Annotated in this window: 14 protein-coding genes and 1 pseudogene; 9 read left to right on the forward strand and 6 right to left on the reverse strand. The window is 59.1% G+C overall.

What is annotated here, in order from left to right:
* The coding region (locus DU29_RS0122815) for a DUF72 domain-containing protein (RefSeq protein WP_152635580.1) at positions 1 to 452 on the reverse strand (452 nt) is incomplete at its 3' end.
* 71 nt (positions 453 to 523) lie between these two features.
* Positions 524 to 955, reverse strand: a complete 432-nt coding sequence (locus DU29_RS0122820) for a DNA methylase (protein WP_028623789.1) — start codon at positions 953 to 955, stop codon at positions 524 to 526.
* Between the two features lie 134 nt (positions 956 to 1,089).
* Here DU29_RS0122820 and DU29_RS0122825 point away from each other — a divergent pair, with 134 nt between their 5' ends.
* A complete protein-coding gene (locus DU29_RS0122825) occupies positions 1,090 to 1,518 on the forward strand; it encodes a nuclear transport factor 2 family protein (protein WP_028623790.1) in 429 nt (142 codons plus the stop codon).
* A 66-nt stretch (positions 1,519 to 1,584) separates the two neighbouring features.
* Here DU29_RS0122825 and DU29_RS0122830 read toward each other — a convergent pair whose 3' ends face one another.
* The gene (locus DU29_RS0122830) at positions 1,585 to 2,583 is read right to left on the reverse strand and encodes a bile acid:sodium symporter family protein (RefSeq protein ID WP_028623791.1); all 999 of its coding nucleotides are present in this window, start codon (positions 2,581 to 2,583) and stop codon (positions 1,585 to 1,587) included.
* 207 nt (positions 2,584 to 2,790) lie between these two features.
* Here DU29_RS0122830 and chrA point away from each other — a divergent pair, with 207 nt between their 5' ends.
* The 4 genes from chrA to DU29_RS0122850 all read left to right on the forward strand — a co-directional run bounded on the left by chrA (position 2,791) and on the right by DU29_RS0122850 (position 5,240).
* Positions 2,791 to 3,990: a chromate efflux transporter gene (gene chrA, locus DU29_RS0122835; protein WP_028623792.1), complete on the forward strand. Its 1,200-nt coding sequence runs from the start codon at positions 2,791 to 2,793 to the stop codon at positions 3,988 to 3,990.
* A 119-nt stretch (positions 3,991 to 4,109) separates the two neighbouring features.
* The gene (locus DU29_RS0122840) at positions 4,110 to 4,460 is read left to right on the forward strand and encodes a DUF6152 family protein (RefSeq protein ID WP_028623793.1); all 351 of its coding nucleotides are present in this window, start codon (positions 4,110 to 4,112) and stop codon (positions 4,458 to 4,460) included.
* Positions 4,460 to 4,963, forward strand: coding sequence for a DUF6644 family protein (locus DU29_RS0122845; RefSeq protein WP_028623794.1), 504 nt, complete (start codon positions 4,460 to 4,462; stop codon positions 4,961 to 4,963). The genes DU29_RS0122840 and DU29_RS0122845 overlap by 1 nt, the downstream gene beginning before the upstream one ends.
* Positions 4,964 to 5,024: 61 nt before the next feature.
* Positions 5,025 to 5,240 (forward strand): hypothetical protein, encoded by a 216-nt coding sequence (locus tag DU29_RS0122850; RefSeq protein ID WP_028623795.1) that lies wholly within the window; start codon positions 5,025 to 5,027, stop codon positions 5,238 to 5,240.
* 8 nt (positions 5,241 to 5,248) lie between these two features.
* Here the strand turns inward: DU29_RS0122850 and DU29_RS0122855 are convergent, their stop codons facing one another.
* Positions 5,249 to 5,470 (reverse strand): hypothetical protein, encoded by a 222-nt coding sequence (locus DU29_RS0122855; RefSeq protein ID WP_028623796.1) that lies wholly within the window; start codon positions 5,468 to 5,470, stop codon positions 5,249 to 5,251.
* Between the two features lie 173 nt (positions 5,471 to 5,643).
* Between DU29_RS0122855 and DU29_RS0122860 the strand changes: the two genes are divergently transcribed.
* The gene (locus DU29_RS0122860; RefSeq protein WP_028623797.1) at positions 5,644 to 8,031 is read left to right on the forward strand and encodes a DUF3772 domain-containing protein; all 2,388 of its coding nucleotides are present in this window, start codon (positions 5,644 to 5,646) and stop codon (positions 8,029 to 8,031) included.
* A gap of 66 nt (positions 8,032 to 8,097) precedes the next feature.
* Here DU29_RS0122860 and DU29_RS0122865 read toward each other — a convergent pair whose 3' ends face one another.
* On the reverse strand, positions 8,098 to 8,751 hold the full coding sequence (locus DU29_RS0122865; RefSeq protein WP_028623798.1) for a peroxiredoxin: 654 nt from the start codon (positions 8,749 to 8,751) through the stop codon (positions 8,098 to 8,100).
* Between the two features lie 101 nt (positions 8,752 to 8,852).
* The gene (locus DU29_RS0122870; protein WP_028623799.1) at positions 8,853 to 9,680 is read right to left on the reverse strand and encodes an AraC family transcriptional regulator; all 828 of its coding nucleotides are present in this window, start codon (positions 9,678 to 9,680) and stop codon (positions 8,853 to 8,855) included.
* A gap of 132 nt (positions 9,681 to 9,812) precedes the next feature.
* On the opposite strand from DU29_RS0122870, the gene DU29_RS0122875 reads away from it, so the two are divergent.
* The 3 genes and pseudogenes from DU29_RS0122875 (at position 9,813) to DU29_RS0122880 (ending at position 11,199) form a co-directional block, all read left to right on the forward strand.
* Positions 9,813 to 10,331, forward strand: a complete 519-nt coding sequence (locus DU29_RS0122875) for a carboxymuconolactone decarboxylase family protein (RefSeq protein WP_028623800.1) — start codon at positions 9,813 to 9,815, stop codon at positions 10,329 to 10,331.
* A 457-nt stretch (positions 10,332 to 10,788) separates the two neighbouring features.
* Positions 10,789 to 10,839: pseudogene (locus DU29_RS1000000133385) on the forward strand (hypothetical protein); the annotation flags it as partial.
* 81 nt (positions 10,840 to 10,920) lie between these two features.
* Positions 10,921 to 11,199 carry a Rho-binding antiterminator gene (locus DU29_RS0122880; RefSeq protein ID WP_028623801.1) on the forward strand — a complete coding sequence of 93 codons (279 nt, stop codon included), beginning with the start codon at positions 10,921 to 10,923 and terminating at the stop codon, positions 11,197 to 11,199.
* The last annotated feature ends 200 nt before the right edge of the window (positions 11,200 to 11,399 follow it).

Raw genomic sequence — 11,399 nt, forward strand, 5'->3', positions numbered from 1 at the left:
CCCCCCCCGCCACTCATAAATGACGGATCGGCAGCCACCCGCCCGACCCGATGCTCAATCAGCAATGCTTCAGCCTGCAACCAGCTTTCGTGTCGGGGCTCGAGGACCACGGCTCCCGCATAGCGATGCCGCAGTGCCCGGAAAAACGCCGTGGCGATGGCCTCTTCATACGCCAGAGATGGCGGCAGTTGCACCAACAGGCACCCCAGCGATTCTCCCAACATCGTGCACTGGAAAAGGAAATCGTCCAGCAGTTGATCGCAGTCCTGCAACCGCTGAACGTGAGTAATCAGCTTGGGTATCTTTACCGAGAAGCGAAACCCCGGCGAGACCGACTGCCCCCACCGCGCATAGGTTTGCGGTTGATGCGGTCGATAAAACGAGCTGTTGATTTCCACGGCGCTCAACTGCGATGCGTAGCGCTGCAGGTGGGTGCCGTGCTCGGTAAACATCGGCCAGTGTTCACGCGGCAAGTTCCAGCCGGCGCAACCGACAAACACCGCTGGCCCTGCGACAATGCCGTTCAATAGAGCACCGCCGCCGCATCGCGCATGAAAATCTCCACGGTCTTTGGCCCCACGCCCTCGAATTCGCTCAAGCGCTTTTCAAACGCCTGGCGGTCCTCGCTGGCGACGTGGATGTTGAGAATCCCGCCAGCATAGTCATCGATCATTTTCTTGCTCAGGCTCAACAGGCGCGCAGCCGTGGTCTCGTCGTAGCGCACGTAACGCGCTTCGCCCAACATTGAAACCAGTTCGCGGTGCGTACAACTTGCGAGCTTTCGAACGGTGTCGCGTGCGTGTTTCTCGACGATCACGCGATAGGCTTGCGCTGCGATGTCAGCCTGAATGCGCTTGCCCATCAGGAAGCTGGCGATAAACCAGTTGAACAAGGCGTTTTCGTCGTCGCGCTTGAGGTGAATGCCCAGATCGCTGGCATTGATCGTTTTGCTCATCGGCGGGCGTTCCTCTGCTCTTTTGTCATTACAACCTTCGAGAAAACACAGCGCAGCAAGTTCGTTTTTTCATCTAGCTCTGTGCGGGCTTCCCCAATCATCCTTAAACAAGAACAAAAACCCAGGAATAGACGATGTCCGAACTGAACCTGCACCCCGCCGCCGCTGCCACCTTGAACCAATGGCACGAGATGATTCGCAAGGGCGACTTGCAAGCGTTACCGAGCTTGCTCGACCCGCAAGCGGTGTTCCGCTCACCGATGGCTCATACGCCTTACCCCGGTGCTCCCGTGGTCTCGATGATTCTCAACACAGTTTTCAACGTATTCGAGGATTTCCGCTATCACCGCGAATTGTCGACAGCGGACGGTTTGAATGTGGTGCTGGAGTTCAGCGCGAAAGTCGCCGGGAAGGAACTGAAAGGTATCGACATGATTCGCTTCGATGAACAGGGAAAAATTGTCGAGTTTGAGGTGATGGTCCGTCCTTTAAGCGGCTTGCAGGCGTTGGGCGAAGAGATGGGCCGTCGCCTCGGCGCCTATCTGGCGGCCAGCAAGGCCTGACCGCCAGCGCAGTGCCTCCGGCTGAAGTGGCGGCATGCATGATGCCCCACCTCAGCGCGGTAACCATCAAGGATCAACCTGGGCCATCAATTCGGGAACTGTTTCGGGACGGTTGGCGAAGCGTTGCGCCAGCACCGCACAGACCATCAACTGAATCTGATGGAACAGCATCAGCGGCAAAATCAGCACGCCGATCGTGCTGCCGGCGAACAGCACCTGCGCCATGGGCACACCGGTCGCCAGGCTTTTCTTCGATCCGCAGAACAGGATGGTGATGCGGTCCTCCTGATTGAAGCCGAACACTTTGCCCAGCAAAGTCGACGCCACCAGTATCAGAGCGAGCAGGATGCAGCACGCGCCCACCAGCCCCGCCAGTTCCCACGCCGGAATCTGCTGCCAGATCCCCTCGATCACTGCCTCGCTGAAAGCGCCATACACCACCAGCAGAATCGAGCCCTGATCGACAAATTTCAGCCAGCCTTTGTTGCGCGCCACCCATGCACCAATCCAGCGCCGCGCGATCTGACCAGCAATAAACGGCAGCAACAGTTGCACACTGATTTTCAGAATTGCATCCAGCGTCGAAGCGCCATCGCCATGCACGTCGAGCAACAGTGTCACCAGCAACGGCGTGAGGAAAATCCCGAACAGGCTGGACGCCGCTGCGCTGCAGATCGCTGCCGGAATATTGCCGCGAGCCAGCGAGGTAAAGGCAATCGCCGACTGCACCGTGGCCGGGAGCGCGCAAAGATAAAGCATGCCCATGTACAGATCGTCGCCGATCATCGGTGACAGCAAGGGCTTGAGCGCCAGACCCAATAACGGAAACAGCACGAATGTCAGGCCGAATATCAACAAATGCAGCCGCCAGTGCCCGGCACCCGCGATCACTGATTCGCGTGACAATTTGGCGCCGTGCAGGAAAAACAGCAGAGCAATGGCGATGTTGGTCAGCCAGCCAACACCGACGGCCACCTGGCCGCTGGCAGGCAGCAAACTGGCGATGATCACCACCGCGAGCAGTGTCAGGGTGAAGTTATCGGGGAGGAAACGTGGGCGTGTCATAAGGATTTCCGGGAGTTGCCGAGGCGTGGCGACGACTGTAGCGCGACTGGCAATTGCCGACTAACGCTAACAAGCCAGCAGATGTCGCCAAACGGACATGCCTAACGTGCAGAATAATCAGGTCGCTGTCACCTACGAACAAGCGTAGGCCATGGTTAGAATGGGAGACCGCGACAGTGAGTCCGTTCGTTTCAGGAAGGCACCTGCATGACCGATCTGCGCACCGATGACCGCAATGGCTGGGCAATATTTCTGATCTTCCTGCGCCTTGGGCTGACGTCCTTTGGCGGCCCTATCGCGCACCTCGGCTATTTCCGCGACGAATTTGTGACACGACGGCGCTGGCTGAGCGAGCGCAGCTACGCCGACCTCGTGGCGCTGTGCCAGTTTCTGCCGGGGCCGGCGAGCAGCCAGGTCGGCATCGCGCTCGGCCTGTCGCGCGCGGGATATGCCGGCGCAGTGGCTGCCTGGGCGGGTTTCACCCTGCCGTCGGCTATCGTCCTGATTCTGTTTGCGCTGGGTCTTGCGCATGACAGCAGCCTGATCACGCCCGGGGCCTTGCACGGTCTGAAAATCGTTGCGGTGGCAGTGGTCGCGCAAGCGGTCTGGGGCATGGCGCGCAACCTGTGCACGGACGCCACACGCGTCACCCTCATGGCGCTAGCGGCCTGCATCGTCCTGTTTGAGCCGTCCGCCTGGGGCCAGGTCGGAGTGATCGTCGCTGCCGGCATCGGCGGCCTGCTGCTGTTCAAACCTGAGCAGAATGCCGAACTTGAGCCGCTGCAAATCCCGGTCAGCCGGCGAATCGGGGCCATCTGCTTGATGCTGTTTATCGTCCTTTTGATGGGGTTGCCCTTGCTGGCTCAGTGGCTGCCTTATCAAACCGTGGCTCTGGTGGATGCGTTTTACCGGGCCGGCTCACTCGTGTTCGGCGGTGGCCACGTGGTTCTACCGTTGCTGCAAGCCGAAGTGGTGCCCGGCGGCTGGGTCAGCAATCAAACCTTTCTTGCGGGATACGGCGCCGCACAAGCGGTGCCGGGTCCACTGTTCACTTTCGCCGCTTTTCTGGGTGCGTCGATGAACACGGCCGCCAATGGCTGGACAGGAGGCCTGATCTGCCTGCTGGCGATCTTCGCGCCGGCCTTCCTGCTGATCGTCGGTGCTTTGCCTTTCTGGGAGCAGCTGCGCCGAAACAAACGCGCGCAAGCGGCCCTGATCGGTGTCAATGCGGCGGTGGTCGGCCTGTTGCTGGCTGCGCTTTACCAGCCGGTCTGGACCAGCGCCATCGTCAAACCCCAAGATTTTGCTTTGGCATTGCTGGCGCTGGTGGCGTTGATGTTCTGGAAATTGCCGCCATGGCTGGTGGTGATCAGTTGCGCAGGGATCGGCTGGATTCTGGGCTTGTAAACCGGGAGCCGCACGATTCAATACTTTTTCTGAAACACAAACCCGATGACTCGGCCCACTGATGAAAAATCTGCCGACTATCCTTGAACAGCATCTGAGCTGAAAACAGGAGACCTGTCATGAAAGGCACACTCGGTGGCATCGCGTTGGCCGCTCTGCTGACGGCAACGGCAGCATTCGCCCATCACGGCTGGAGCGAATACGATTCCAAAAATGAATTGGAGCTGAAAGGCACCATAGAAGAGACCGGCTATTCGCATCCTCACGGTTTGATCAAGTTCAAGACCACGGAGAAAACCTGGAATGTGGTGCTTGCACCGCCATCACGCATGGAAAATCGTGGACTGTCCCCGGAGATGCTGAGGGTCGGGCAGAAGGCCACGGTGGTTGGCTATCCCAATCACAACAACGCCGATGAACTGCGCGCCGAGCGTATCTCTATCGACGACAAAACCATAGAGTTGCGCTGATGCAGGGCAGTGACAGCGCCGCCGGAGCAGGCTGGCTGGACTGGCTCGGCGACTCGGCGCTGGGTGCGGCGATGCGCGGGGAGCTGTGGCTGTACCCGCTGATTGAAGTGGTGCACATCATCGGCTTCACGGTACTGGTCGGCTCCGTGGTGATGTTCGATCTGCGTGTGCTCGGGCTCTCCAAAAACATCGCGGTGACGGCGCTGGCTCGTCACTTGCTGATCTGGTCTCTGGCTGCGCTACTGCTGATCGTGCCTGCCGGGCTGATGATGTTTTGCGCCCACCCGCACGACTTCGCCTCCAACAACGTATTCATCCTGAAGCTTGGCCTGATTGCGACGGCCGGGATCAATGCCGCGCTGTTCCACGTCGGCATTTACCGCACGGTCAGCCGCTGGGACACCGACGTCCCCTCCCCCGCGCTTGGCAAAGTCCAAGCACTGCTGTCGATTGTCTTGTGGTTCTCGGTGATTCTTTGTGGCCGCCTGCTGGCCTACACCTGAACCTGGCTCATACAGCCGGATGGTGCGTTCATACCCGGATGCCTATCCAGACAGCATTCGCATGAGCAACGGTATTTTTCTGCTCGGGGCGGCAATGATGGACAGGACGTTGGCAGCGGAATCAATCGAGCACGGTGTGTTGAAGATACCCTTCTGCGAGCCGTTGAAAACATTGGGGGTTTACGCGCTGAGCGTGCAGCCTTCAGCGGCAAGTCATTTGGCCTGCGCGCTTATCATGGGATGGTTTACACAACAGGCCGAAGTGAATGTTGTTTAACGCTGTCGCTATGTTCCTCCCTCTACGCCTGCCGTCGCCTTGGCAAACGCCAGGCCCGCTTCACGAACAAGCTGTCGCCATTCAGTGCTGTTGATGATCTCCAACCGTTCCATTTCATCAGCCGCCTTGAGCAATTCGTCGTACTGATCCTCACAATCCATGCGGATTAGCGGCTCGTTCAAAAGCTGATACCAGGCCGCGAGGGCTTGCTGCTTCCGTTCGCTATTCATGCTCAAACTCCACCCAATGGACTGTCATCGTTTGGAGAATCGCTGGCGTCAAGCGTTCCCGCATTCCGATATACGGCGCAGGCACCGTTTTGCGCCGTGGACAAAGTTTTATTGTGGCGACCGCCGCTTGACCTAACCTCAAGGGTTGGGTGATCAACAAGTCGAGCCATGCCATGCGTCATGCATTGAACGCAATGATTCTTGTCGTTTTAACGCTGTTCGTGACGATTGCCGGGACGCTGTCGGCGGCTGAGCTGCCAGAAACCGCAGTGCCCCGGGCCGGCATTGCAGCACTTGCCGTCTCGCCAAGCGAGCTGCAAGCCCTGCAACTGCGCCTGGACACCCTCAAACAGCAGGTCTCGCTGGTCGACAATTACAACCAGCTGGAAGGTCCGCAGGATCTGGTGCAGATATTCATTCTCGATGTCGATCGGCTGACCGCGGCGCTGCTGCCAGTACAAACTCAATTGGGCGCGCAACTGAGTGTGCTCGGTCCGGCGCCGGACGATGAGGTGGCGGCGGAACAATCGGAGATCGCCGCACAACGGGTCACGCTGACCGAGCAGAAAAATAAGGTCGACGCCAGCCTGAAAACCCTGACCGCATTGAAAACCAGCGCCACAGAACTCATCACTCAAATCGCCGGGCTTCGGCGCAATTTGCTCGAAAGCGAACTGACGCTCAGCACCCGCAGTATTCTTAACCCGGGCTTCTGGTGGCCGGTCTTGACGCCGTCTGCCGATGACCGACAACGCCTGAGCGTGTTCTTTGTTCATGCCAAAGAAGCGCTGCGGCACGCCTGGCAACCCGGCCAGCGTCTCTTCACCTGCGCCTTGCTCACGCTCGCGCTGGTGGTCTGGACCTTGGGTCGTCGACTGGCGGAACGGGGGCTGACCTGGTTGTGCATTCATCGCGTGCCGGAAGGACGATTGCGCCGCAGTGCTCTCGCGCTCGCCTGCGTGGTTGCCACCGTGTTGACTGCCGGCGTGGCGTTGCACGTTTTGTTTTACGCGCTCACCCGGGACGCTCCGCTGCCCCCGATGCTCACGACATTTTCCCAGGAGTTTGAAAAACTCGCCTACACCTGCGTGCTGATCAGCGCGCTGAGCCGCGCCTTGCTGTCGACGCAACATCCCTCTTGGCGCTTGCCGACTATCGCCGATTCGGTGGCGCTGACGCTGAAACCTTTCCCACGCTTGCTTGCCGGGGTGCTGCTGATACTGGTGGCGATCATTCAGATGACCAACGCCGCGGGCGTGAGCAGCGGCATGGTGATTGCCGGGCGCGGTATCGTTGCACTGATTGTGCTGTTGATTCTGGTGGTGCTGCTGGTGCGTACCGGCAAGGTCCGCCGCCAGGCCGTGGCGTCAGGTGAAGCCGCCGAGGCCAGCACCACCTTCGCCGGTCTGCTGTACACGTTTACCGGGTTCGCCACGGTCATTGCCCTGTTGTCACTGCTGACCGGCTACATCTCGCTGGCGCGGTTCATCACCTATGAACTGGTCTGGGGTTTCATCGTTCTCTGTGGTTTCTACCTGCTGATGCAGTTGACCAAGGACGCTTGCGAATACCTGTTCTCGCCCAAAAGTCCCAGCGGCAAATCCGTCAAGCAGGTCATGGGCATTGAGGACCGTCGCCTTGAGCAGATCTCGACCGTGCTCTCGGGCGTCAGTCGCGCAGGACTGTTGCTGTTGGCGATCGTCACATTGGTGGTCGGCGGGGTCGGCACGACGCTGGGGCAGTTATTGACCAACGTCTTCGCGATCCTTGGCGGCGGTGGCCTGCGCCGCCTCAATATCATTCCGGGCCACCTGCTCAATGCGGTGCTTGCGCTGTTGATTGGGGTGTACCTGATCCGCTCGTTGCGGCGCTGGCTGGATGACGAGTTCCTGCCGAAAACCGATATGGACCCGGGCATGCGGGCCTCGCTCAGCACGTTGTTCGCCAATATCGGGTATGCCCTGGTGATTCTGATGACGCTGTCATCACTGGGCGTTGAGTGGACCAACCTGGCCTGGATCGTCAGCGCCCTGTCTGTGGGCATCGGCTTTGGTTTGCAGGAGATTGTGAAGAATTTCGTCTCCGGGCTGATCCTGCTGACCGAACGCCCGGTGAAGGTCGGTGACCTGATCAGCATCAGCGGCGTCGAGGGCGACATCCGCCGGATCAATGTGCGCGCCACGGAAATCCAGCTGGCTGACCGCTCGATCGTGATCGTGCCTAACTCGCAGCTGATTTCGCAGAACCTGCGCAACGTGACATTGGGCGGCAGCGCTCAAGGGGTGGCGTCGCTGGAATTGACCTTCCCGTTGGACATCGATCCCGAGCAGGTCAAAACCTTGCTGTACGACGCGTTCTGCGAACATGAAACCATCCTCGACAAACCCGAGCCGATGGTCCGCTTCAGCAAACTTTCGCCTGATGGTATTACCTTGACCGTCACCGGTTACGTCGGCAGCCCGAGAATCGTCGGCACCACCAAGAGCGATTTGCTGTTCGAGATTTTGAAGCGCCTGGGCGCGGCGGGGATTGAATTGGCGAAACCGGCGCCGGTGGTTTGACCATCAGCGCCAGCCACAAAACCACTGTGGGAGCGCCGCCGCATGCTCCCACAAGTTTGCCCTCCGTTACTTAGGCTGGGCCACCGTGCGCAGATACGGTTTAACAGTAGTGAAACCCTGCGGGTATTTCTTTTTCGCATCCTCATCGGACACCGACGTCGGGATGATCACGTCGTCCCCCGGACGCCAGTTCACCGGTGTCGCCACTGTGTGTTTGGCGTTTAACTGAATCGCATCGAGCAAGCGCAGGACCTCATCGAAATTGCGTCCGGCACTCATCGGGTAAACCAGCATGGCCTTGATCTTTTTGTCCGGGCCGATGATGAACACCGAGCGTACGGTGGCGTTGTCCACGGCGGTGCGGGCCCCGCCGCTGGCATTGGGGTGGATCATGTCGTAGAGCTTGGCCACCACCAGATTTTCGTCGCCGATCATTGGATAGTTGACCGCATGGCCCTGGGTTTCTTCAATGTCCTTGGCCCAGCTGGAATGATTGCTGACCGGGTCGACGCTGAGCCCGACGATCTTCGTGTTGCGTTTGTCGAACTCCGGTTTCAGGCCGGCCATGTAGCCCAGTTCCGTGGTGCAGACCGGGGTGAAATCTTTCGGATGGGAAAAAAGGATGGCCCAGGTGTCACCGATCCACTCGTGGAAATGCAGCGGCCCTTCAGTACTTTCAACGGTGAAATCCGGTGCCTCGTCGCCAATACGTATCGTCATGCTCGCGCTCCTCGCTCTCAACGGTTGGGAAAACTGCGGAACACCAGTATAGAAGAGCTTCGCGACTTCGCCGGGCGGGCTGCCGGGCTACCACACACGCGTCAGCGAGTCTTCATTTGCTGCGCCCACTCCCGTGGACTGACACCGGTTTTGCGGCGGAACGCGCGGGCGAGTGCCGAAGGACTTTCGTAGCCGACCTCAGTGGCGATCAGCGCAATCGAGCGACCTTCACGCAGGCGTTTCTGCGCCAGACTGACGCGCCAGCTCAGCAGATAATCGGCCGGCGTCTGCCCCACCACCTGACGAAAGTAGTCCGCAAAACTGGCACGGGACATGTTCGCGCTGGCGGATAATTCGGCCACGGTCCAGGGCTTCGCGGGCGTGTCGTGCATGGCGTTCAAGGCGCGCGCCAGACGCGGATCAGCGAGTCCGGCGAGCATGCCGGCGGTTTGCACGCGGTTGGCCAGCATGTACCGCAACAGCAGGATCACCAGCACTTCGAACAAGCGATCCATCATCGCTTCGCGCCCGCAAATGCCATCGAAGGCTTCGTTGAATAACCACTCCAGCGTACCGGCCAGAGACGGCACGTCCCGCAGGTCCAGAATCAGGTAATCGGGCAAAGCCGCTGCCAGCGCATTGCCGGCGCCACCATCGAACGTCAGCGAGGCGCAGACCAGTTGAGTATCGGCGTGCTCTGATGCCGACAGCCGATGACGATAGGGTCGGGGGAAGAAAATCAGCGTGGGCGTAGTGAGGGAGATATCGCGCTCGTCGGCCAGTTTTAGGTTGAGCTCACCGCTGCGCAACAGGTGCAGATGCCCGCCTGATTGACTGCCGTCGAACGCCGTGACGCCACAGAAATCGCCGCTGTGAAAGGTCCCGGCGCTGACAGCGAAGTGGCTAAGCAAAGTGGACAAACGATCCATCAGGGCTACTCCGAAGACAGTTTTGGACGATCTGTGCCATATCTTCGACGATTTGCAGCCGAGAGGCCAGCGTCACTCATTAGGATGAAGCCGTACCCAGCGCATCCCGCGCCTTCATCCCGGAGAATCACCATGAGCCGCATCCCCACCCTGAACCTCGAACAAGCCACCGATACCACGCGCCCGTTGCTGGAAGGCGTGCAAAAGAAGATTGGTTTTCTGCCGAATGTTTTCCAGACCCTCGCCCATGCGCCGGCCGTGCTTACCTCTTATATGCAGCAGTCGGCGACACTGGGAAAAACGTCGTTGAGCGCTACTGAAAAAGAGGCGATTTTTCTCGCCACTTCTCAGGTCAACGGGTGTGATTACTGCCTGGCGGCGCACACGATGTTCGCCGGTAAAGCCGGGTTGTCTGCGCAGGATATTCTCGATGCGCGGCAAGGTCATTTGAACGCCTATGCCACGCTCGCTCAGCAGATCACCGAGAGCCGTGGCCATTTGAGCGGTGAGCAGATTGAAGCCGCGCGAGAAGCGGGCATCAATGATGCGAAGCTGATCGAAGTGATCGCGCACGTGGCCTCTCAGACGTTGACCAATTACCTCAACAACGTCGCATTGACCGACATCGATTTCCCCGCGATCAACGCCTGATCTGAACGATACCCCTATAGCGGCTGCCGAAGGCTGCGTCCGGCTCGGGCCACGATCGGACGCAGTCGTGTTTAAGCATCGCAAACACAGGTTTGCGCCTGTGTCAGGTACGGATTGGCGATTTCATTCAAACGTGGATTTGGGACGGGACATCAGTCTGGGGATGGCCCCAGCTTGGGAGCTTCCATGGACGACTCACGGGGGCAAGCCCCCTCGCCACAAAAGCACTTGAGCATCCGGGCGCAATCAAATCCTTGTTGCAGGTGTGCGGTGGTTCTATTCTTCTTTTGTTTCCGGCAACCGGTGTTCGCGGCAAATCAGGTCGACTTCGATCACTTCCAGCGGCTCCTCCGTCAGCCCGCAAAACGATCCGCCCGCTACTGTTCGATGAAAGCGGCAGCTGCGGCAAAGCGAACTGACGAAATCCTACGCGCGACAGTTCCTTGATGAACAAGGCGTGCAGGAAGAAGATATTGCATTGAATGAATGCCGGTTCTGTCACGTGGAACCGACGAATCCGCTGGTGGCCGAGGCGATCAGCAAGCACGGTCACTTCATCATCAAACTGTACGGTGCCGGGAGTAATGTCATGAACGCGTATCAGCCTTTGAACTGCGACCTCCACGACTACCTGGAAATCGCGTGTCTGCGCGGCTATCGACTGGACATCGAGTTGATCGACGGCGGTCGTCTGGTCGCCAAAGCGCTGACCACGCGGACCTCCAGTACCAAAGAGGAATTTCTCTGCCTGGAGGCGGCGGATGGACCATTGGAGATCCGCCTGGATCAACTGTTGGCGATCACGCCGCTGGATGACAATGCACAGTTCAAGCGCGTCGAACTTGCGGGTGGGAGCTGTTCTATCTAGCGTTTGCCATGCAACGGACGCAAGCCCGCCTCCAAATTTTGGAGGCGGGTTTTCTGGCGAATGCGATTGGGTATTCAGCTTTGTTGGTGCCTGGCAGTCAGTCATCGCAGGCAAGCCGCGCTCCCACAAGGGTTTGATGCCGATCACTCAACCATGCTTCGACCCCAAATCTACTGTGGGAGCGTGGCTTGCCCGCGATG

Origin of the sequence: Pseudomonas sp. Ant30-3 (assembly GCF_000690905.1) — a bacterium.
In the GTDB taxonomy this organism is placed as follows: Bacteria; Pseudomonadota; Gammaproteobacteria; order Pseudomonadales; family Pseudomonadaceae; genus Aquipseudomonas.